Source organism: Cupriavidus nantongensis (assembly GCF_041726985.1).
Taxonomy (GTDB): Bacteria; Pseudomonadota; Gammaproteobacteria; order Burkholderiales; family Burkholderiaceae; genus Cupriavidus; species Cupriavidus nantongensis_A.
On the sequence record NZ_CP168303.1, the window covers coordinates 2,674,310 to 2,696,311 of the forward strand.

General features: G+C 67.9%; 19 protein-coding genes and 1 pseudogene. 8 read left to right on the top strand and 12 right to left on the bottom strand.

Annotated elements, in window-relative coordinates; translation table 11 throughout:
- Positions 1-13 precede the first annotated feature (13 nt).
- Entirely contained in the window at positions 14-712 is a 699-nt protein-coding gene (locus tag ACEI37_RS23585; RefSeq protein WP_373378388.1) for an SIMPL domain-containing protein, read from the top strand.
- A gap of 214 nt (positions 713-926) precedes the next feature.
- Here ACEI37_RS23585 and ACEI37_RS23590 read toward each other — a convergent pair whose 3' ends face one another.
- From ACEI37_RS23590 to ACEI37_RS23610, 5 genes are all read right to left on the bottom strand, one after another.
- Positions 927-2,480: a malonyl-CoA synthase gene (locus ACEI37_RS23590; RefSeq protein WP_373378389.1), complete on the bottom strand. Its 1,554-nt coding sequence runs from the start codon at positions 2,478-2,480 to the stop codon at positions 927-929.
- Positions 2,481-2,585: 105 nt separating this feature from the next.
- A complete protein-coding gene (locus ACEI37_RS23595) occupies positions 2,586-3,368 on the bottom strand; it encodes an enoyl-CoA hydratase/isomerase family protein (RefSeq protein ID WP_373378390.1) in 783 nt (260 codons plus the stop codon).
- Positions 3,369-3,412: 44 nt separating this feature from the next.
- Positions 3,413-4,423, bottom strand: a complete 1,011-nt coding sequence (locus tag ACEI37_RS23600; protein WP_373378391.1) for a Bug family tripartite tricarboxylate transporter substrate binding protein — start codon at positions 4,421-4,423, stop codon at positions 3,413-3,415.
- Positions 4,424-4,588: 165 nt separating this feature from the next.
- Positions 4,589-6,022, bottom strand: a complete 1,434-nt coding sequence (locus ACEI37_RS23605; RefSeq protein WP_373378392.1) for a malonyl-CoA decarboxylase domain-containing protein — start codon at positions 6,020-6,022, stop codon at positions 4,589-4,591.
- 69 nt (positions 6,023-6,091) lie between these two features.
- Positions 6,092-6,859, bottom strand: a complete 768-nt coding sequence (locus ACEI37_RS23610) for a GntR family transcriptional regulator (RefSeq protein WP_373378393.1) — start codon at positions 6,857-6,859, stop codon at positions 6,092-6,094.
- Between the two features lie 764 nt (positions 6,860-7,623).
- Between ACEI37_RS23610 and ACEI37_RS23615 the strand changes: the two genes are divergently transcribed.
- Both ACEI37_RS23615 and ACEI37_RS23620 read left to right on the top strand, forming a co-directional pair.
- Positions 7,624-8,715, top strand: coding sequence for a YjgN family protein (locus tag ACEI37_RS23615; RefSeq protein WP_373378394.1), 1,092 nt, complete (start codon positions 7,624-7,626; stop codon positions 8,713-8,715).
- A gap of 6 nt (positions 8,716-8,721) precedes the next feature.
- Entirely contained in the window at positions 8,722-9,741 is a 1,020-nt protein-coding gene (locus tag ACEI37_RS23620) for a M48 family metallopeptidase (RefSeq protein WP_373378395.1), read from the top strand.
- Between the two features lie 22 nt (positions 9,742-9,763).
- Here ACEI37_RS23620 and lgt read toward each other — a convergent pair whose 3' ends face one another.
- Positions 9,764-10,582: a prolipoprotein diacylglyceryl transferase gene (gene lgt, locus ACEI37_RS23625; protein ID WP_111519288.1), complete on the bottom strand. Its 819-nt coding sequence runs from the start codon at positions 10,580-10,582 to the stop codon at positions 9,764-9,766.
- A 297-nt stretch (positions 10,583-10,879) separates the two neighbouring features.
- Here lgt and ilvD point away from each other — a divergent pair, with 297 nt between their 5' ends.
- Complete coding sequence (gene ilvD / locus ACEI37_RS23630; RefSeq protein ID WP_373378396.1) at positions 10,880-12,553, top strand: dihydroxy-acid dehydratase; 1,674 nt, start codon at positions 10,880-10,882, stop codon at positions 12,551-12,553.
- Positions 12,554-12,672: 119 nt separating this feature from the next.
- Complete coding sequence (locus tag ACEI37_RS23635) at positions 12,673-13,848, top strand: IS481 family transposase (RefSeq protein WP_174080471.1); 1,176 nt, start codon at positions 12,673-12,675, stop codon at positions 13,846-13,848.
- Positions 13,849-13,943: 95 nt separating this feature from the next.
- Here the strand turns inward: ACEI37_RS23635 and ACEI37_RS23640 are convergent, their stop codons facing one another.
- The 3 genes from ACEI37_RS23640 to ACEI37_RS23650 are packed head-to-tail and all read right to left on the bottom strand — an operon-like array spanning position 13,944 to position 16,472.
- Positions 13,944-14,456: a hypothetical protein gene (locus tag ACEI37_RS23640; RefSeq protein WP_373378397.1), complete on the bottom strand. Its 513-nt coding sequence runs from the start codon at positions 14,454-14,456 to the stop codon at positions 13,944-13,946.
- On the bottom strand, positions 14,453-14,887 hold the full coding sequence (locus ACEI37_RS23645; RefSeq protein WP_252666626.1) for a DNA polymerase III subunit chi: 435 nt from the start codon (positions 14,885-14,887) through the stop codon (positions 14,453-14,455). The genes ACEI37_RS23640 and ACEI37_RS23645 overlap by 4 nt, the downstream gene beginning before the upstream one ends.
- A 34-nt stretch (positions 14,888-14,921) precedes the next feature.
- Positions 14,922-16,472, bottom strand: a complete 1,551-nt coding sequence (locus ACEI37_RS23650) for a leucyl aminopeptidase (RefSeq protein ID WP_373378398.1) — start codon at positions 16,470-16,472, stop codon at positions 14,922-14,924.
- Between the two features lie 187 nt (positions 16,473-16,659).
- Between ACEI37_RS23650 and ACEI37_RS23655 the strand changes: the two are divergent.
- From ACEI37_RS23655 to ACEI37_RS23665, 3 genes and pseudogenes are all read left to right on the top strand, one after another.
- A pseudogene (locus tag ACEI37_RS23655) lies at positions 16,660-17,196 on the top strand (LptF/LptG family permease); the annotation flags it as partial.
- Positions 17,193-18,389, top strand: coding sequence for an LPS export ABC transporter permease LptG (lptG, locus tag ACEI37_RS23660; protein ID WP_373378399.1), 1,197 nt, complete (start codon positions 17,193-17,195; stop codon positions 18,387-18,389). The pseudogene ACEI37_RS23655 and the gene lptG, both read left to right, overlap by 4 nt.
- An 8-nt stretch (positions 18,390-18,397) precedes the next feature.
- Positions 18,398-18,793: a sirohydrochlorin chelatase gene (locus ACEI37_RS23665; RefSeq protein WP_373378400.1), complete on the top strand. Its 396-nt coding sequence runs from the start codon at positions 18,398-18,400 to the stop codon at positions 18,791-18,793.
- 70 nt (positions 18,794-18,863) lie between these two features.
- On the opposite strand, the gene cobA is transcribed toward ACEI37_RS23665, so the two are convergent.
- Genes cobA through cysD form a run of 3 tightly spaced genes read right to left on the bottom strand, consistent with a single transcriptional unit; the run spans position 18,864 to position 21,998 of the window.
- On the bottom strand, positions 18,864-19,664 hold the full coding sequence (cobA, locus tag ACEI37_RS23670; RefSeq protein ID WP_373378401.1) for a uroporphyrinogen-III C-methyltransferase: 801 nt from the start codon (positions 19,662-19,664) through the stop codon (positions 18,864-18,866).
- 38 nt (positions 19,665-19,702) lie between these two features.
- Positions 19,703-21,007, bottom strand: coding sequence for a sulfate adenylyltransferase subunit 1 (locus ACEI37_RS23675; protein WP_373378402.1), 1,305 nt, complete (start codon positions 21,005-21,007; stop codon positions 19,703-19,705).
- Positions 21,008-21,032: 25 nt separating this feature from the next.
- Positions 21,033-21,998, bottom strand: coding sequence for a sulfate adenylyltransferase subunit CysD (gene cysD, locus ACEI37_RS23680; RefSeq protein WP_373378403.1), 966 nt, complete (start codon positions 21,996-21,998; stop codon positions 21,033-21,035).
- Between the last annotated feature and the right edge of the window lie 4 nt (positions 21,999-22,002).

Here is a 22,002-nt window from a genome sequence, read left to right on the forward strand (position 1 = left end):
TTGGGAGAATCACATGAAACAATGGCTCGCCGCCACCCTGCTCGGCACCACCGCCGTCGTCGCCTCGGCGCACGGCGGTCCCACCGAAACGCCGTCGGGCGTGCTATCCCTGACCGCGCAGGCCGTCACCGAAGTGCCGACCGATATCGTGCACCTGACGCTGGCCGCGGAGCAGGAAGGCGCGGAACCGGCGGCGATTTCCTCGGCCCTGTCGACCCGGACCCAGACGGTCATCACGCAGGCCCGCCGCGTGCAGGGCGTGACCGCCGAATCCGGCGGCTTCACCATCCACCCAAGCACCGACCGCAACGGCCGTATCAGCACCTGGCGCGGGCGCTCCGAGGTCATCCTGAAGTCACGCGATTTCTCGGCGGTGTCCAAACTTGCGGGCGAGCTTGCCAGCCAGATGCAGGTGCAGAACATCGCCTTCTCGCTGTCGCGCGAAGCGCGCGAGGCCGCCGAAGCCAAGCTGGCCGAGCAGGCCATTGCCTCGTTCCGCAGCAAGGCGCAGGCCACCACCAAATTGTTCGGCTACAACAGCTACACCATCCGTGAAGTCAACGTAAACGAGACCGGCATGGTGCCGCCGGTGCCGCGCATGTACGGCGCCGCCAAGGCCATGATGGCCGACGCCGCGGTGCCGGTGCCGGTCGAAGGCGGCAAGACCCAGGTCACGGTATCGGTGAACGGGTCGGTGCAGATGCTGAAGTAAAGATACTGAAGTAGGGAAGGCGTCCAGGCTTGCGGCGGTGTACTCCCTCTCCCGGTTGCGGGAGAGGGTTGGGGAGAGGGCCAGGAGCTTCGACGAAGTTCAGGGCGTCGGTATGCCGGCGCCCGCCCTCACCCCCTGCCCTTCTCCCGCAAGCGGGAGAGGGGAGCAAACCCGCAGCGATCGATCGAATTCACTAGCATATCCCAAGGCCCCCTCACAGCCCCGCAAACTTCTCCCGCAGCACGTTCTTCTGCACCTTGCCCATGGTATTGCGCGGCAGCTCGTCCACCACGTGCACGCGCTTGGGCACCTTGAAATTGGCGATGCGGCCCTTGAGCGTGCCGATCAGCGCGCCCTCGTCGATGTCGGCACCGGGCTTGCGCACCACCACCGCCACCACTGCCTCGCCGAAATCCGCGTGCGGCACGCCGATCACGGCGCTCTCGGCCACGCCCGGCATCTCGTCGATAAAGCTTTCGATTTCCTTCGGGTAGACGTTGTAGCCGCCCGAGATGATCAGGTCCTTGCTGCGCCCGACGATGGTCAGGTAGCGGTCCGGCACCGCGCGCTCGCCTGCCTGGCTGACGATGGCGCCGCCGAAGCGGCCGACGTCGCCGGTCTTGAACCAGCCGTCGTCGGTGAACTCTTCCCTGGTCTTTTCCGGCATGCGCCAGTAGCCCTGGAACACGTTCGGGCCCTGCACCTCGACATTACCGATCTCGCCAGGCGCGCAGCGCTTGCCGTCGCCGTCGACCACGCGCACCGACACCCCCGGCAGCGGCATGCCCACGGTACCGCCGATGCGCTCGCCCAGCGCCGGGTCATACGGGTTGGACACCAGCATCACGGTCTCGCTCATGCCGTAGCGTTCGAGGATGGTATGGCCGGTGCGCTCGCGGAAGGCGTCGAAGGTTTCCAGCAGCAGCGGCGCCGAGCCCGATACGAACAGGCGCATGCGGCGGCAGGTATCGTCGTCGAAGCGCGGCTCCTGCAGCATGCGCACGTAGTAGGTCGGCACGCCCATCATCACGGTGCAGCGCGGCAGGAATTTCAGCACTTGCGCCATGTCGAGCCTGGGCGCCCAGATCATCTTGGCGCCGGCCAGCAGCGCGCCATGCGAGGCGACGAACAGGCCGTGCACATGGAAGATCGGCAGCATGTGCAGCAGCACGTCATCGCTGCGCCAGCCCCAGAACTCGTGCAGCGTCTGCGCATTGGAGGCCAGGTTGCGATGGCTCAGCATCGCGCCCTTGCTGCGGCCGGTGGTGCCGGAGGTATAGAGGATGGCGGCGAGGTCATCGTCGGCGCGCGCCACCGTCTCGAAGGTGTCGGCCTTGCCCGCCGCGCGCGACAGCAGCGAGCCGCTGCGGTCGTCGTCCAGCGTAAACACATGGTTCACGCCGTGTCGAAACGCGACCTTGGAGACCCAGCCGAAATTCTTGCTGCTGCAGACCACTACCGACGGCTCGGCATTGCCGACGAAGTAGTCGATCTCGGCCTCCTGGTAGGCCGTGTTCAGCGGCAGGTAGACATAGCCGGCGCGCAGCGTGGCCAGGTACAGGAACAGCGCTTCGGGCGATTTTTCCACCTGCACCGCCACGCGCGCGCCTTCGGGCAGGTGCAGCGAAGCCAGCAGGCTGGCCAGCTTGGCGGTGGCGCGGTCAAGGTCGTCCCAGCTGTAGTACAGGCCGTCGTGCGTCTCGATGCAGCAGGCGGTACGGTCAGCGGGGAAGCGGGATTCGAACAGGGCGAACAGGTTGGCGTTCATGGCAGGGAGCGAACGAAAGGCTGAAAAAGCGGGCTAAGTAAGCGAACTAAGCGGGCTGGAACAAGCGAAGACATCGATGATGGGAAGCAGTGCCGTCGGCGCGCCCTACTCCCCCCGGAACTGTGGAGGCCGGCCCGCCAGGAAGGCGGCGACGCCTTCGGCGTGGTCCGCGCCTTCGGCATAGGCGAAATGCGCGTCCAGGTCGGCCGGCGACAGCGGCGCCGGCGATGGCGCCAGCCGATGGATGGTGGCCTTGTTGATGCGCGCCGCGGCGGGCGCGCCGGCGGCGATGCGGCGCACCGTGGCGTCGACCTCGGCGGCCAGCGCGGCGGGCTCGACCACGCGCGTCAGCAGGCCTTTGTCGCGCGCCTCGGCGGCATCGAAGACGCGGCCCTCGAGCAGGATCTCGAGCGTCGCGGCGCGGCCCGCCAGCGCCAGCAGGCCTTGCAGCTCGCCGGGCGCCATCGGGAAGCCGAGCCGGTTGATCGGCACGCCGAAGCGGCTGTCCGACGCGGCGATGCGCAGGTCGCAATGGCAGGCGATTTCCAGCCCGCCGCCCACGCACACGCCTTCGATCATCGCCACGGTGGGATGCGTGCATTGCGCCACCGCCGCCAGCGCGGGCGCGATGGTGGCCATGTGGTAGTGGCGCACCGCGGCCTCGTCGCCGCGCTCGGCGGGAAACTCGGCAATGTCGGCGCCGGCGGCAAAGTTGCCGTCGGCGCCGCGCACCACCACGCAGCGCAGCGAGGTATCCGCCGACAGCCGCGCAAAGCCCGCCGCCAGCTCGCGCCACATCTGCGCGGAAATGGCGTTGAGCTTGCCGGCGTGCGCCAGCGTCACGGTGGCGGTGGTGCCCTGCGTGGCAAAACGCACGGTGCCGCTCATGGGCGCATCCCCCGGCTTCGGATCGGCATGGCCATAACCTTGCGTCAGTCCATCTTGGCGCCGGACTGCTGCACCACCTGGGCCCAGCGGCGGATCTCGGCGTGCTGGAACTGGCCGAACTGCTCCGGCGTGAACGCCGGCGTTTCCGAGCCGTTGTTGAGCCAGACCTGCTTCAGCTCTGGCGAGTTCAGCGCCTTCTCGGTCTCGGCGTAGAGGCGGTCGACAATGTCCTTCGGCGTGCCCTTGGGCACCCACATCGCGTACCACGTCGACACCTCATAGTTGGGCACGCCGGCCTCGGCCGCGGTCGGCACGTTGGGGAAGGCGGGCGAGCGCTTGTTCGACGCCACCGCCAGCGCCTTGATGCGGCCCGCGCGGATATGCTGCGCCGACGAGCCGAGCCCGTCGAACATCAGGTCGACCTGGCCCGCGATCAGGTCGGACAATGCCGGGCCGGCGCCCTTGTAGGGGATATGGGTAATAAAAGTCTTGGTCTGGATCTTGAACAGCTCGCCCGCCAGGTGGTGCGACGAGCCGTTGCCGGCCGAGCCGTAGTTGAGCTTGCCGGGGTTGGCGCGGGCGTAGGCGATCAGCTCCTGCAGCGTGTTGGCCTTGACACGGTTGGGATTCACCACCACCACCTGCGGCGGCTGCGCGATCACCGTGACCGGGATGAAATCCTTCTCGATGTCGTAATCCAGCTTCTTGTAGAACGACGGCGCGATGGCGTGGTGGGCGCCACCGATAAACACGGTGTAGCCGTCCGGCGCGGCCTTGGACGCGAGGCTGGCGCCGACCGTGCCGCCGGCGCCGCCGCGGTTGTCGATCACGAACTGCTTGCCCAGCTGCTTGGACAGCTGCGCGGTCAGCGGGCGCGCGAAGGCGTCGGTGCCGCCGCCGGCGGGGAACGGCACGATCACGGTGACCGGCTTGGACGGCCAGGTATCGGCGTGCGCGGGGGCGGCGAGCATGGCGCCGGCACCGATGCCGGCCACGCCAAGGACCAGGCCCGCTGCGCGCGCGCAGGCGGCCAGGCTGAACTGACGACGATTCATCTTTGTCTCCTCTCTCTTCTGGAAAGTCAATCTGATGGCCGCGCGCGCCCGCATGGGCACTGCGCGGCTGGCTTTGCTTCTACGACTTGGCTCCCGACAAAACGACGCGGCGCGCCATGCGCCGCGGGTGCAAGGGCAAGGGCGATTCCCGTGACCGGACCAGGGTCACAGCAGCTTCCCGACGCTGCGGCTGATGCGCGGGTTGCCTGCACCCAGGCGTGCCAGATTGTCATCCAGCGCCTCGGGCACGTAAAGGTAATTGACCATCATGCCGCAGCTCTGGCTGCGGCCCTTGCGCGACAGGTCTGCGCCCCAGTTGAGCCGTTCCACGCAAGCGCCGTTGCCAAGGTGGAAACGTGCCACCGGGTCGGCCGGCATCGACTGGTTGCGTTCGCGCACCAGGAAATGCGCGGCCAGCGTCAGCGCGGTGTCGCGCACCACGGCATCGGCGGCATCCGGCGCCAGCGCCTCCAGCCACGCCGCGCCGTCGGCGGGCGCGTCGCCGTGGCGCTCGCTCCAGCGCGCCAGCCGCTTGTCGCCCAGCACGCGCGCCACGGCCTCGCCGTCCTGCTTGCGCAGCCAGTCGGCAAAGCCGGGGATCGGCGACAGCGTGGCGAACTGCTTGACCTTCGGGAATTCGCGCTGCACTTCCTCGATCACGCGCTTGAGCAGGAAGTTGCCGAAGCTGACGCCTCGCAGCCCCGCCTGCGTATTGCTGATCGAATAGAAGATCGCCCATTTGACGCGGCGCAGGTCTTCCAGCGGCGCGGCTTCGTCCAGGAGGGTATGGACGTCGGCGGCCATCTCCGGGGCAAAGGCCACCTCGACGAAGATCAGCGGCTCGCGCGGGATGCGCGGGTGGAAGAAGGCGTAGCAGCGGCGGTCGGAATCGAGCCGGTTGCGCAGGTCGGTCCACGAGGCGATCTCGTGCACGGCCTCATAGCGGATCAGCTTTTCCAGCAGCGACGCGGGCGAGTCCCAGGTGATCGGCTGCAGCTCGAGCAGGCCGACGTCGAACCAGTTCGAGAACAGCGCCTCGAGATCGTCGTCGAGCGGGCGCAGCCCGGGCATGCGGCGCTGCCAGCGCAGCATGTCGGCGCGCAGCTGGATCAGGAAATGCAGGCCGCAGGCGCTGTTGCCGCGCTGGCCATGCAGCGCGGCCAGCCGCTTGAAGAAGCGGATGCGGGCGTTGGACTGCGCCTGGCCAGCGCGCGCGGCCTTGTCGCCATCGGCCGAGGCGTCTTCGCTGCCGCTGCTCGCCACCTCGGCCAGCACCGCCAGCATGCCGCGGCGCGTGGCTTCGCCGGCGGCTTCGTATTCGGCCTGCCAGGCCTGCGCCGCGGCATTGGCGGCGCCGTCGGTCAGGCGCGCATCGAAGCACAGGCGCAGTTGCTCGCGCTGGCGGCGCACCACGCGCGCCGGCAGCGGCGCCTCGCCATCGGCCGGCGTGGCGGCCCTGGCATCGCCATTGGGCTTGGCGTCGGGCTCGCCCTTGCGTCCCCACCAGCGGCCCAGCCGCGACAGGATATTGGAGCTGGACGGCTCGCTTTCGCCCAGCGGCGCGCTGATCTTCTGGTCACCCGTATCGAAGGAGTTCATGCGGTACCTGCCTTGATGCATCGATGTGAACGTGGGGAAAACTGTGGCTGGCGTGTCGGTGTGCGGGAGTCAGTCTTCGGCGCCCGCCACGCGCAAGGCCGGCGGGGCGCGCACGGCCGCCTCCGCGTCGGTTCTGTCGGTTCGGTCGGTCAGGTCGGTCAGGTCGGTTACGTCCGCCGCCATCGCAGCGCCGCCGTTATCGAGTGCCTGCAGCGCGGCGCGCTGGCGCAGCAAGTGGGTCTTCATCATGGCTTCGGCGCCTTCCGGGTCGCGCGCCTTGAGCGCGGCAAACACGCTCAGGTGCTCGGCGCAGGATTCGTGGATCCGCCCCGGCAGCTTCAGGCTCTTGTGGCGCGACAGCCGCAGCACCTTGCGCAGGTCGCTGATCAGCCCGCTCAGCCAGCGGTTGCCCGCCAGCCGCTGGATCGCTTCATGGATCTGGGCGTTGGTCTCGTAGTAGGCGTCGATATCGCCGGCCTGCGCATAGCGCGCCAGGTCGGCGTGCAAGCCGTCAAGGGCGTCGAGGTCGGCGCGGGTGGCGTTGCGCGCGGCCTCATAGGCGCAGCGCCCTTCGAGCAGCGCCATCAGCGGGAAGATCTCGTCGAGGTCCTGCTCGGACAGTTCATTGACGAAACAGCCGCGGCGCGGCTCCAGCCGCACCAGGCCTTCGGCGGCAAGCACCTTGAGCGCCTCGCGCAGCGGCGTGCGGGAGATGCCCAGCGTTTCAGCCATCGCGCTTTCGTCGATCCATGCGCCCGGCACCAGCGTATGCGCGTCGATCATGGCGCGCAGCCGGTCTGCCACTTCCAGATACAGCGCCTGCTGGACGATGCGCATGCCTCCTCCTGTATCGCATGGAGGATCCAATGGCGTGTGCCCCGGATCCCATAATTCATAATTATGGATTAGGACGCGAACGATACAAGGACTTTCGATGGTGCACCGCAAGGTGGGCGCGCAGGTCCAGCGGGAATGATGTGGTGAGGTGCGGCGGGCGTCCCTTGCCTCCCCGCAAGGAAACGCCCGCGCCTGAAAAAGAACTGCCGTACTGCGTGATTCATCGCTGGCGGATACGAATGCATCCGTCGCGTGGGTCCATGGATTAACCTGGCGCTGGCCCCGCGCCACCCCTGTTGAAAACGCGCCAAAGCGCGTGGATTTTCCCGTGCCCTTTGATCCGTGCAGCGCGGCTAGCGTAACTCTCGACCCGAAGAGCCGTACTCCCCCCTGGCACTGCCGTTGGCGGCTGTGGCTCGCCGCTCATCTTGTAACAATGACACTAGCGATTTACGTGCCAGTCGGGCTAAGCCCTTGATTTTATGGATGGCATCGAACCGCAATTTGTTACAGGATGAGATCAGTGTAACAGGATGTTTCCAAAGTGTTACGAGGGTTTTCCATGGTGGGGACGTTGCGGCATGCGCTGGCGGCGCGCGGCCATTCAAATTGTGCCGTCGGCGCTATTTATCGATGTCAGAATGTGAGGCCGTCGCCGCAACCGCCTTGCCTGCCATCGTTGCGTTTTTGAAACAGGCGCCGGCCGCCGCGGAAATCCCCGCCGGTTTCCTGTATCCATCGCACATCACTCTGGAGGTCACGCCATGCAAGCTGGCAGCAGCGATTCCACCCTGGCCGCCGCCCCGGCCGAACCGGCATCGCCCGCCGGCCCTCGCGCCGCCGCGCTGCGGCCGCTGGGCCTGAGCTTCACCGGGTCCGGCTCGGAATATTTCCGAATCTGGATCGTCAATGCGCTGCTGACCATCGTGACCCTGGGTATCTATTCCGCCTGGGCCAAGGTGCGCACGCTGCAGTATTTCTATCGCAATACGCGGCTGGACGGCGCCAGCTTCGACTACCACGGCAAGCCGTCGGCGATCCTGAAAGGCCGGGCCATCGTGTTCGGGCTGGTGCTCGCGTTCCAGTTCGCCTCAACCTTGTCGCCGTTCCTGGCGCTGGCGATGCTGCTGGTGCTGCTGGCCGTGTTCCCGTTGCTGCTGGTGCGCTCGTTGCGCTTCCGCATGGCAAACTCGAGCTATCGCGGGCTGCGCTTCGGCTTTACCGGCGGCGATGCCGAGGCCTATCGGGTGTTCGTGCTGTGGCCGCTGGCCGCGGTGGCAACGCTGGGCTTGCTGGGGCCGCTGGCGCACCAGCGCTTCAAGCGCTACCAGCACAACCACACCCGCTTCGGCACCGCACCGTTCGGCTTCCACGCCGCCGCTGGCGATTTCTACCGGGCCTACCTGCGCGCCTTCGGCGTGGTGCTGGCGGGCACGCTGGTGATGGCCGCGGCTGGCTTCGTGATGGCGCCGGGAATCGGCAATTTCGGCGCGGCGGCGCTGCTTGGCTTCGGCATCGCCGGCTTCTACCTGGGCATGCTGTCGGTCAGCCCTTACCTGATGGCGCGGCTGCAGAACGTGGTGTGGAGCCACACCACGCTGGCGCCGCACGCGTTCCGCAGCGAGGTCAGCGCCGCGCGCATGGTCTTTATCTTTGTCACCAACCTGGTTGCGATCGCGCTGACGCTCGGCCTGTTCCTGCCGTTCGCGCGCGTGCGCGCCACGCGCTACCGGCTGCAGTGCGTGACCATGCTCGCGGCGGGCCCGCTCGACAGCTTCGTCGCCGGCGCAGCGCAACAGGTGGGCGCGCTGGGCGACGCGGCGGTAGACTGGTACGACATCGACATCGCGCTCTGACGCGCCATGGTCCCGGTCACCTTCTTCGACGGGCGCTCGTCGCGCGCGCATCCGGCCACGCTGGACGTGGAAGCGCAGCAGGCCGTGCTGCGCGACGCCGACGGCACCGAATTGCGGCGCGCGCCGCTGTCGCAGCTGCGCGTGTCGGAGCGCGTGCGCCGCGCGCCGCGGCTGGTCACTTTCGCCGACGGCGCCTTCTGCGAGATCACCGACCATGCCGCCTTCGACCGGCTGCTGGCGGCCACCGGCCACCGCGACGGCCTGGTGACGCGCGCGCAGAACAGTTGGCGCCTCGCCGGCCTGGCCGTGGCGGCGCTGGTCGCGGTGCTGGTGCTGGGCTACTACGTTCTGCTGCCGTGGGGCGCGGGCATGATGGCACGCGCGGTGCCAGCCGAACTGGAGGCCCGGCTCGGCCAGCTGACGCTGGAGAGCCTGGACAATGGCATGCTCGCGCCGACGCAGCTGCCGGCCGCCGAGCAGGCGAAGATCCGCGCCGGCTTCGCGGCGCTACGGCGTCCGCGCGATACGGCGCACGACTACCAGATTCTGTTCCGCCAGGGCGGCGAAATCGGGGCCAATGCGCTGGCCTTGCCGGGTGGCACCATCATCGTCACCGACGAGCTGGTCGGCCTGGCGGGCACCGGCGCCGGCCTGATGGGCGTGCTGGCCCACGAGGCGGGCCACGTGGCGCGACGCCACGGGCTGCAGCAAGTGATCCAGGGCTCGGCCCTGGCGGCGTTGTCGGCCTACCTGTTCGGCGATATCTCGTCGGTGCTGGCGGGCGTGCCTGCTGCCATGCTGACCTTGCGCTATTCGCGCGACCACGAGCGCGAGGCCGACGCCTATGCCATCGACGTGATGCAGCGCAACGGCCTGCCGCCGGCGGCGCTGGCCGACGTGCTGGTGGCGCTGGAGCAGCGCGAGGGCAAGCCCGACGAAGCGCAGGCGGAGCGTGGCGAGGACTTCCTGTCGACGCACCCGCACACGCAGGCGCGCATCGACGCACTGCGCCGCGCCGGCCGCTAGCAGCGCGCTGGGCAGGCGGGGCTCAGGCCGCCGGCTGCGGCGCGCCGGCGCCGGGCTGGCGGCGGTAGGCCCAGATCACCATGGCGATGCCCGCCAGGATCATCGGCAGGCTCAGCCACTGGCCCATCGACAGCTTCAGCGCCAGCAGGCCCAGGAAGTTGTCGGGCTCGCGCGCGAATTCCGCGGCGAAGCGGAACGCGCCATAGCCGATCAGAAACACACCCGACACCGCGCCCATCGGCCGCGGCTTGCGCGCGAACAGCCACAGGATGATGAACAGCGCCACGCCCTCGCCGGCAAACTGGTAGAGCTGCGACGGATGGCGCGGGATGTTGTCGCCAGCCTGCGGGAAGATCATGCCCCACGGCAGGTCGGTGGCGCGGCCCCACAGCTCGCCGTTGATGAAGTTGCCGATGCGCCCGGCGGCCAGCCCGCACGGGATCATCGGCGCGATGAAGTCGGTCACTTCCATCCAGTGGCGCCGGCGCAGCCGGCCGAACAGCCACATCGCCACCACCACCCCAAGAAAGCCGCCATGGAAGGCCATGCCGCCCTCCCACACCTTGAAGATCTCCATCGGATGCGACAGGTAGTACGACGGCTTGTAGAACAGCACGTAGCCGAGCCGCCCGCCCAGGATCACGCCCAGCACGCCGAAAAACAGCATGTCGTCGAGGTCGCGCGTGGTCCAGCCCTTGGCGGCGATATGCGGCTGGCGGATGCGCAGGCGCCCGAACCACAGGAACATGACGAACCCGGCCAGGTACATCAGCCCGTACCAGCGGATCGCGAGCGGGCCCAGGTGGATGGCAACCGGGTCGAACTGGGGATGAATCAGCATGTTGGCGTGAATGGTGGTTGTGGGGCAGCGGCGGCGCCGGCCATGCGGCCCAGGTATGACGCGCGGGTGCGGCGAAGGTTGCACGGCAATGCCAATGCCAGGCCCGTGCACGCATCGTAGGCCGTAATGATGTCATAAATCCCCGCCGTGACCCGCAAGCCGGACCTCGGGCCGGGGCCCGCCAGCGGCCGAATAATCCATTTGACATGCCAAAACGCAGGCGTCATTCTTGGCCCATCCCTTTGCGCCTGCGCGCCCGCGCGGCAGCACACAACAAGAATCTCCGGAGACCCCACCATGGCATTCAACAAGCGCTCCCGGCACATCACGCAAGGCGTGGCACGCTCCCCCAATCGCTCGATGTACTACGCGCTCGGCTACCAGAAGGACGACTTCGACAAGCCGATGGTGGGCATCGCCAACGGGCATTCGACCATCACGCCGTGCAATGCCGGCCTGCAGCGCCTGGCCGACGCGGCCATCGAGGCGATCCGGGCCGCCGGCGCCAACCCGCAGGTGTTCGGCACCCCGACCATATCCGACGGCATGTCGATGGGCACCGAGGGCATGAAGTATTCGCTGATCTCGCGCGAGGTCATCGCCGACTGCATCGAGACCGCGGCCCAGGGCCAGTGGATGGACGGCGTGGTGGTGATCGGCGGCTGCGACAAGAACATGCCGGGGGGCATGATCGCGCTGGCACGCACCAACGTGCCGGGCATCTACGTCTACGGCGGCACCATCAAGCCGGGCCACTGGAAGGGCAAGGACCTGACCATCGTGTCGTCGTTCGAGGCCGTGGGCGAGTTCACCGCGGGGCGCATGAGCGAGGAAGATTTCGAAGGGGTGGAGCGGAACGCGTGCCCGTCCACCGGCTCGTGCGGCGGCATGTACACCGCCAACACCATGAGCTCGTCGTTCGAGGCGCTGGGCATGTCGCTGCTGTATTCGTCGACCATGGCCAACCCGGACCAGGAAAAGGTCGACAGCGCCGCCGAATCGGCGCGCGTGCTGGTCGAGGCCGTCAAGCGCGACCTCAAGCCGCGCGACATCATCACGCGCGAGTCGATCGAGAACGCGGTGGCGCTGATCATGGCCACCGGCGGCTCCACCAACGCGGTGCTGCACTATCTGGCGATCGCGCATGCCGCCGAGGTGGAATGGACCATCGACGACTTCGAGCGCATCCGCCGCAAGGTGCCGGTACTCTGCAACCTCAAGCCCTCGGGCCAGTACGTGGCGACCGACCTGCACCGCGCCGGCGGCATCCCGCAGGTGATGAAGATCCTGCTCAAGGCCGGCCTGATGCACGGCGGCTGCATCACCATCACCGGTCGCACGCTGGCCGAGGAACTCGAGCACGTGCCCGACGCCCCGCGCGCCGACCAGGACGTGATCCTGCCGATCGAGCGGGCGCTCTACGCCGAGGGCCACCTGGCCATCCTCAAGGGCAACCTCGCCGAGGAAGGCGCGGTCGCCAAGATCACCGGACTGAAGAACCCGGTCATCACCGGCCCGGCGCGCGTGTTCGAGGACGAGCAGAGCGCGATGGACGCGATCCTGGCCGACCGCATCAACCCCGGCGACATCCTGGTGCTGCGCTACCTCGGCCCCAAGGGCGGCCCCGGCATGCCGGAAATGCTGGCGCCGACCTCCGCCATCATCGGCAAGGGCCTGGGCGAGTCGGTCGGCTTTATCACCGATGGCCGCTTCTCGGGCGGCACCTGGGGCATGGTGGTCGGCCACGTCGCGCCGGAAGCGTACGTCGGCGGCACCATCGCGCTGGTGCAAGAGGGCGACTCGATCACCATCGACGCGCACCAGTTGCTGCTGCAACTGAACGTGTCGGAAGAAGAACTGGCCCGGCGCCGCGCCAGCTGGAAGGCACCGGCGCCGCGCTATACGCGCGGGGTGCTGGCGAAGTTTGCGCGACTGGCATCGACGGCGAGCAAGGGGGCGGTGACGGATTGAGGCGTCTCGCATGCCGCCCCTCTCCCAGAGGGAGAGTGTATGGACCGGGGACATAGGTGACAGGTGTGCGAGGACATGGTTGACACTCCCGGGCAGATATCTGCCCGGGAGAACGAACCATGCCGTGGAGCGCCCGAGACACCATGAGCCTTCGCCTGGAGTTCATTGCCCTGGCTTCCCAGCCGGGATGCAACCGTCGGGAGCTGTGCCGACGGTTCTCGATCAGTCCACAAACCGCTTATAAGTGGCTGGCCCGGCATCGGCAGGAAGGCGCCGCGGGCTTGGCCGACCGGCCCCGGCGGCCGCACCACAGCCCCGAGCGCACCGCTGATTTCCTGGAGGAACTGGTGCTGATGCTGCGCCGCGAACACCCGACCTGGGGTGGGCGCAAGATCAGCCGCAGGCTGTCCGACCTGGGCCACGCCGAGGTGCCTGCGCCCAGCACGGTGACCTCGATCCTGCATCGGCATGGTCTGATCGATCCGCAGGCCAGCGCCCAGGCCACCCCCTGGCGGCGGTTCGAGCACGACGAACCCAACGAGCTGCTGCAGATGGACTTCAAGGGTCAGGTGCCCAATGAGCACGGCGTCTGCTTTCCGCTCACGCTGATCGACGACCATTCCCGCTTCAACCTGTGCCTGGCAGCCTGCGCGGACCAGCGCCGCCAGACGGTGCAGCAGCAGCTGATCGAGGCCTTCCGCCGCTACGGCCTGCCCCGGCGCATCACCATGGATAACGGCCCTCCATGGGGAGGCGGCGACGAAGAGGGACTGGGCTACACCAGGCTGACGGTCTGGTTAATGCAACTGGGCATCCGGGTCAGCCACTCACGGCCCTATCACCCACAAACACAGGGCAAGGACGAGCGGTTCCACCGCACCCTGAAGGCCGAAGTCCTGCAGCACCGCCGTTTCGTGGACAACACCGAGGCGCAGCAGGTCTTCGATCGATATCGGTACGTGTACAACCACGAGCGGCCCCATCAGGCCCTGGACATGCAGGTGCCGGCCCAACGCTATCGCGTGAGCAACGTAGCCTACCCGGAGGCGCTGCCGGAGGTGCAGTACCAGAGCGGCGACCGTGTCTACAAGGTCGACAGCAGCGCACGGATCATGGTTGGCAACCGGCGCATCAAGATCGGCAAGGCGTTCATCGGCCAGTGGATCGCGCTACGCCCGACCCGGCGCGACGGCGTGTTAACCATATGGTTCAGCCGCTTTGAAATCGGCGAAATTAGCCTGCACGCCGCTGCGGCGTGCAGGCCACAAGCATCACCTAGGGACGTAACCCCCTGACGTCTACAATGTGTCCACCATGTCCTCGCACATGCGTCCACCATGTCCCCGGTCTATACAGGAGAGGGGATAAAACCCGAGCGATGGCTCAGGCTTCAATCCTCGCCCGGCGCCTTCTCCATCTCCTCCAGCGTCGCGTCCAGCCACTCCACCAGCCGCGCTTCCAGCGACTGCGTCAGCTCGCTGGCCAGTTGTGCCGTCAGCGGCGCCAGCCGGGACTGCAGCGTGGCTTCGGTGTGGGCCGCGACCACCTGCGGCCATTCGGTGCGAAAGCGCATCATCACGCGGCTCAGCAACTCGGTGCGTACTGCGCGCAGGTCGTCATCGCCGGTGTCCGTGGCGGTGTCCGTCTGCGCGGCAGGCGGGGCCGGCACGATGGCGTCGTCCAGCGCGGCGTCGCCGGTGTCGCCCACCTGCATCACCATGCCGGCATCGTCCATGCCAAAGGTGTCGATCACGCCGTCGTCCGCCGCGGCGCCCGCCTGCGCCGGCGCTTCGGTGTCGGCTGCGGTGTCGGCATCGGGCAGGTCGACGACCTCGGTCAGCAGCGGGATGCTGTCGTGCGGTTCCGGCCGCGGGATCACCCGCGAGGTGGTGCGTTCGCTCATGCGGCGTCTCCCTTGGGCTGGCCGATGTCATGGTGCGTCAGCGGATAGCCGCGTTCGCGGTAGAAGCGATAGCGCTGGCGGCCGGCCTCGCGCGCGGCATCGCCGGCGCCGACCACCTCGATCAGCCGCTCGAAGCTGGCAAACTGCGCCGGCGCCTGGTCAGCCAGGTTGATCAGCAGCTGGTGGTGCGGCACGCCCTCGGTGGTGGCGGCCAGCAGGATCGGCGTCACCGCCGCGTTCGGGCTTTCCAGCCCGCAATGCGGCAGGAAGTCCAGCGGGGAGAAGGTCCACAGGCGCGCGTCGAGGTCCGCCAGCTGCGCCGGCGCGCCGTGGATCACCACCTTCTGCCCGGCGCCGTAGGCCTTGCGGACCAGCCGGCAGACATAGCCGAGCACGTCCGGCACGTTGCTGTGGAAGTCGATGCGCGTCATGGACGGTTGTGGCTCCTGCTCGGTAGCGCCGCGCTCAGGCCGCGCGGTCCATCAGGAACTGCGTCAGCAGCGGCACCGGACGGCCGGTGGCGCCCTTGGCCGCGCCGCTCTTCCACGCGGTGCCGGCGATGTCGAGGTGAGCCCAGTCGTATTTCTCGGTGAAGCGCGCCAGGAAGCAGGCCGCGGTGACGCTGCCGGCCGGGCGGCCGCCGATATTGCCCATGTCGGCAAAGTTGGACTTGAGCTGGTCCTGGTATTCGTCGTCCAGCGGCATGCGCCAGGCGGTGTCCATGGCGCGGCGGCCAGCTTGCAGCAGCGCGTCCGCAAGCGCGTCGGAGCGCGCGTACAGGCCGCTGTTGACGTGGCCGAGCGCGATGATGCAGGCGCCCGTCAGGGTGGCGACGTCGATAACCGCGGCCGGCTTGAAGCGCTCGACATAGGTCAGCGCATCGCACAGGATCAGGCGGCCCTCGGCGTCGGTGTTGAGGATCTCGATGGTCTGGCCCGACATGCTGGTGACCACGTCGCCGGGCTTGGTGGCGATGCCGCTGGGCATGTTCTCGCAGGTGGGCACCACCGCCACCACATTGAGCTTCAGGCCCATCTCGGCCACGGCCTGGATCGTGCCCAGCACCGAGGCGGCGCCGCACATGTCGTACTTCATCTCGTCCATGCCCTCGCCCGGCTTGAGCGAGATGCCGCCGGTATCGAAGGTGATGCCCTTGCCCACCAGCACCACTGGCGCCTGCTTGGCGCCGGCGCCGTCGTAGCGCAGCACGATGAACTGGGGCGGCTCCTCGCTGCCCTTGGTCACGGCCAGGAACGCGCCCATGTTGAGCGCCTCGATCTGCTTGCGCCCGAGGATCTCGGCCTTGAGCTTGTGGCGCTTGGCGATGCTGCGCGCGGTATTGGCCAGGTAGGTCGGGGTGCAGATATTGGACGGCAGGTTGCCGAGGTCGCGCGTCAGCTCCATGCCGTTGGCGATGGCGGTGCCGCGCACCGCGGCCTGGGTCGCGGCGCGGGCGTCGCTGCTGTCGACCGCGATCACGACCTTGCGCAGCGAGGACTTGTCATTGCTGTTGGGCTTGCCGCTGGCGGCATTCTGGGCGTTGGCGCGCTTCAGTCCGGGATGGCGCTCGAGCAGCCGGTAGCCGGCCTCGCGCACCAGCGTGATGGTGGTGATCACGGCCCACGACACGTCGCGCTGCTGCGGCGCCTGTTGCGCCAGGCACCACAGCGCCGAGGCCGCACGCGTGGACGACAAGGCACGCACCGCGGTGCGCACCGCATCGGCAAAGGCCTTGTCGGTGAAGTCGGCTTCCTTGCCCAGGCCCACCAGCAGCACGCGCGCGGCGCCCACGCCGGCCACTTCATGCAGCATCAGGTGGGTACCGCGCATGCCTTCGAAGTCGCCCTGCTTGACCAGCCGTCCCACCAAGCCCTTGGTGGCCACATCGAGGGCCTTGGCTACGCCGCCGAGGTTCTGGCCTTCGAACAGGCCGACCACCAGGCAGTCGGTCTTGGTCGCCAGGAAACCATTTTGGCCGGCTTTGCTCCAATCCAGGGCTTTTGTGCTAAATTCCATCGCGCTTCCTTCCAGGGGCTCGTTAGACACGAAAGCCTCCATTATCCGCGATTTTTACCCCGCGACCTGCCGCCGCTGATACGCCCCGGTCACGTTGACAGCACGCTGTGCCGTCAGCCAGCCGTTCTGCCAGGCACCTCGCACGGCACATCGCCCGCTCCGGCCGGCAGCCCGGAACCGAACCCGCATGATCCTTCAACAAGCCCTGCGACGCGAGCTTGCCTACACCGCCGGGGGGGCTGGTGTTCCCGACTACCGCATCGTCGAGTTCGAGCGCTATGCGGTCAAGGTGGACAACAAGCCGCCCGAGTCCGAGGCCAAGCTGCCGCCCAAGAGCCGCGACACCATCGAGCTGATCCGCAACCCCACGCGCGAGAACCTGGGCGAACTGATCTGGCGCATCTCGCTGCCGATCCTGGCCTTCAACTTCGTCATGATCGCGATCCCGCTGGCCTACGTGAACCCGCGCCTGGGCCGCTATACCCCGCTGGTGTTCGCCGTGCTGATCTACCTGACCTACAGCAACCTGGTCAACCTGACGCAGTCCTGGGTGCGCAACGGCTCGGTGCCGTTCTGGCTGGCCTGGTGGCCGATCCACCTGGCTGTGTTCCTGGGCGCGCTGCTGCTGTTCCGCTATCGCCAGAACCGCAGCCTGGGAGGCTGGCGCGCCGTGTTCGGGCTGCGCAAGCGCGATGCCGCGGCAGCCGCCGGAGGCCGGGCATGAGGATCCTGCGCGTCTACGAACGCTATTTCGGCCGGCTGGTCTATAGCGTGTTCGCCTTCATCCTGTTCGCGGTGCTGTCGCTGTTCGTGTTCTTCGACATGCTCAACGAGCTGGAGAACGTCAACGCCCAGTACACCTCGCTGGTGGCGCTGTTCCACGTCCTGCTGCAGGCACCCACGCGGGTGTACGAGGTGCTGCCGATCGCGGTGCTGATCAGCGCGATCTATGTGTTCTCGCAGCTGGCCAGCCAGTCCGAGTACACCATCTTCCGCGTGGCCGGCCTGAACACGCGCCAGGCGCTGTTCTCGCTGTTCAAGCTGGCGGTGCCGCTGGCCCTGGTGACCTTTCTGTTCGGCGAGTTCATCGGCCCGCGCGCCGAGCAGTACGCGCAGAAGGTCAAGCTGGAGGCGATCGGCGCGACGGTGTCGTCGGGCTTCCGCTCCGGGGTCTGGGTCAAGGACCGCGACAAGGATGCCGCCGGCGAGGGCGAGATCACCCGCTTCGTCAACGTGGCGGGGCTGCGGCCGGACCAGACCATCACCGGCATCACCATGTACGAGTTCGATCCCCAGTACCGGCTGCGCGTGATCCGCGTGGCACAGGAGGGGCGCTACCAGGGCGGCCAGTCGTGGGAGCTGCAGAACGTCAGCGAGACCCGTTTCGTCGAGCTGGCTCCGCAGGCCCAGGGCGCTCAATCCGCGCAAGCCGCGCCCGGCGCGCCCGGTGCGCCGGCGCGCGACGCGCTGGCGCCGGACTTCCGCGCCGAGCAGGTCAAGTTCCCGCGCGTGGCCATGCATTCGGAGCTGACCCCGCAGATCCTGTCGGTGCTGCTGGTGACGCCTGAGCGGATGTCGACTCTGGACCTGTTCCGCTATATCCGCCACCTGCGCGACAACAAGCAGGACACCCAGCGCTACGAGATCGCGTTCTGGAAGAAGGTGATCTACCCGCTGACGCTGTTCGTGATGGTGGCGCTGGCGCTGCCGTTCGCCTACCTGCACGCGCGCGCCGGAGCGGTCGGTGTCAAGGTGTTCGGCGGCATCATGCTGGGGCTGTCGTTCCACCTGTCGAACACGCTGTTCTCGCACGTCGGCCTGCTGCATACCTGGCCACCGATTATCTCGGCGCTGGTGCCGGGCACGCTCTACCTGATGGTGGCGCTGCTGGCGCTGCGTTGGGTCGACCGGCACTGAGCACGACCATGGCAGCCCGCGACCGCGCCCTGGTCCTGTTCGCGCACGGCGCGCGCGATGCGCGCTGGCGTGAGCCGTTCGAGCGGCTGCAGCAGAAGCTGGCGGCGGCCCTGCCCGGCTGCGCGGTGCGGCTGGCATTCCTGGAGCTGATGTCGCCGCTGCTGGCGGACGCGCTGGCCGAACTGGCGGCAGCAGGCGTGACCGAGGTCACTGTGGTGCCGGTGTTCTTCGGCCAGGGCGGGCATATCCGGCGCGATTTGCCGGCGCTGATCGACCAGTGCCGGCAAGCCCATCCCGGCTTGCGCATCCATTGCGCGGCCGCGGTGGGCGAGTCGGATGCGGTGCTGGACGCGATTGCGGCGTATTGCGTGGCGTCGTTGCCTGGGGCGGCGGCAACAGGCTGACGCCCTGGCGCTCACAAATGAAAAAAACCCGTGCCGGCGTCCCGCACGGGGTTTTTTTCTGCGAAGAACTTCAGGCGGCGCGCGGCGTACGCACTTCCGTGACGCCCGCATCCTCCCGCGGCGCCTCGGTCGCACGCGCCGCCAGCGCGGCGCCGATCATCAGCAGGCTGGGCTGTACCGGATCGATCCACGCCGCCGCCTCACCGGCCGCCATCTGGCCGAGCGTGAACTCGCGGCTGCGCTGCTGCGGCGTGGTGGCGGCTTCCACCACCCAGGCCGGCGTCGAGGCGGGCTTGCCGTGCGCGATCAGCTGCGCGGCGATCGATGCGGCCTGGTCGCGACCCATGTAGTAGACCAGCGTGTCGGCCTTGACCGCGGCTTCGATATCGGCCGAGCCCTCGCCGTCCGTGGCCTTGGCCTGCGTGGCAAAGGCCACGCTGCGCGACACGCCGCGTTTGGTCAGCGGCTTGCCGATGGCCGAAGCGGCCGCCAGCGCGGCGGTGATGCCGGGCACGACTTCATACTCGATCCCGGCCGCTTCCAGCGCCTGCAGTTCCTCGTCGGCGCGGCCGAACAGCATCGGGTCGCCGCCCTTCAGCCGCACCACGCGCTGGTACTTGCCGGCGAGGTCGACGATCTGGCGGTTGATGAACAGTTGCGCGGTCGAGCGCTGGCCGCAGCGCTTGCCGACTTCGACCAGCTCGGCCTGCGGACACCAGGCCAGCATCTCCGGCGACACCAGCGCGTCGTGCAGCACCACCTGGGCTTCGCCCAAAAGCCGTGCACCACGCACCGTAATGAGGTCTGCCGCACCGGGGCCTGCCCCGATCAGGTACACCTTGCCGAAAGTCTTCCGTGCCTGCTTGTCCATCTGCTGCCCCTTGTCCGCGCGTTCCTGTTCGTTACCGATCAGGAGAACGCACGGATCATGCCTGCGGCCACCGTGTGGTTGGTCGCCTCGTCGATCAGCACGAACGCCCCGGTGGCCGGATTATCGCCGTAGGCATCGCACACGATCGGCTTCTGCAGCGAGATCTGCACCGAGCCGATATCGTTCAGGCGGATCTCGTGGCGGCCGGTCTCGTGCGAAAGCGTATGCACGTCCAGCACGCGGTCCACCGCCGACACGCGCGCGAACACGCTCGCCGTGGTGTGCTTGAGCACGTACTTGCGCGCCGGGTTCAGCGACTCGTCGTCGAACCAGCACAGGTCGGCCTGCAGCTTCTTCGCGGAAGCCGCGGCCGCGTCGGCGGCAACGAACATGTCACCGCGTGATACATCGACGTCCTCGGCCAGGCGCACGGTGACGGTGTCGCCGACATTGGCCGATTCGGCCGCGCCGTTGGGCGTCAGCACTTCGGCCACCACGGCTTCGCGGTTGGCGGGCAGCACGCGCAGCTTCTGGCCGACGCGCACGGTGCCGGCTTCGACGCGGCCGGCATAGCCGCGGAAGTCGTCCGACTGCGAACCGTCCTGGCGGATCACCAGCTGCACCGGGAAGCGCAGCGCGGCGTCGTCCTCGGGCGCGGCCTCTTCCACCGGCAGGTCTTCCAGCAGCGGCAGCAGCGGCTCGCCCTGGTACCACGGCATGGCATCGCTCTCGTGCACGATGTTATCGCCGCGCAGCGCCGACACCGGCACGTAGCGCACGTCCTTCAGGCCCAGCTGCCCGGCCAGTTCGGCGTAGGCGGCGCGGATCTCGTTGAAGGTCTGCTCGCTGTAGTCGACCAGGTCCATCTTGTTGATAGCGACGATCACATGCCGGATTTCCAGCAGCTTCAGGATCGCCGAATGGCGCTTGGTCTGCGCCAGCAGTTCGGCGCGGCCGTCCTTGACGGTCACGCGCGTGGCATCGACCAGCACGATGGCCGCATCGGCGGTCGAGGCGCCGGTGACCATGTTGCGGGTGTACTGCTCGTGGCCCGGCGTATCCGCGATGATGAACTTGCGGCGCGCGGTCGAGAAATAGCGATAGGCCACGTCGATGGTGATGCCCTGCTCGCGCTCGGCTTCCAGGCCGTCGGTCAGCAGCGAGAAGTCGATCTGCTCGCCGGCGGTGCGCTTGTTCTTGGCATTGGCCAGCGCGGTCAGCTGGTCGGACAGCACGGCCTTGCTGTCGTACAGCAGGCGGCCGATCAGCGTGCTCTTGCCGTCGTCGACCGAGCCGGCGGTGATGAAGCGCAGCAGGCCTTGGTGGGTTGCTTGGTGAGTCATGTCTGGATCCTTTGCTGCGTGCGGCTTAGAAGTAGCCTTCCTTCTTGCGGCGCTCCATCGAAGCTTCGCTGGTCTGGTCGTCCATGCGGGTGGCGCCGCGCTCGGTGATCTCGGTCACCGCGGTCTCGGCGATGATCGCTTCCGGCGAATCGGCAACGCTGGCCACCGGGCAGGTGCAGCTGATGTCGCCGACGGTGCGGAAACGCACCGACAGCACTTCGCTGACGTCGCCGTCCTGCTTGGGCGTGATCGGCGTGACCGGCACCAGCAGGCCGTTCTTGCGCACCACTTCGCGCTGGTGCGCGTAGTAGATCGGCGGCAGCGCCAGCTTCTCGCGGGCGATGTACTGCCACACGTCGAGCTCGGTCCAGTTCGAGATCGGGAACACGCGCATCTGCTCGCCCGGCGCCATACGGGCGTTGTACAGGCTCCACAGCTCGGGGCGCTGGGCCTTGGGATCCCACTGGCCGAACTCGTCGCGGAACGAGAAGATGCGCTCCTTGGCGCGGGCCTTCTCTTCGTCGCGGCGGGCGCCGCCCATCAGCGCGTCGAACTGGTGCTCGCCGATGGTTTCGAGCAGCGTCACGGCCTGCGCCGCGTTGCGCGAATCGGTGTCCTTGCGCAGGCGCACGGTGCCGCGCCTGATCGAGTCCTCGACATGGCCGACCACCAGGCGCGCACCGAGCTCAGCCACGCGCTGGTCGCGGAACGCGATCACTTCCGGGTAGTTGTGGCCGGTGTCGATATGCACCAGCGGGAACGGCAGCTCGATCTTGCGCTCGCCCAGGCGGAACGCCTTCAGCGCGAGGTGCAGCATCACGATCGAATCCTTGCCGCCGGAGAACAGCAGCGCCGGGTTGCGGCACTGGGCCACCACCTCGCGGATGATGTAGATCGATTCCGCCTCGAGGCGGTCGAGATGGTCGTTCTGTACCTGCAACAGGTGCGCCACGCCCGAGGTGGCTTCTGCGATGTCGTTCATGATGCCCATTTTG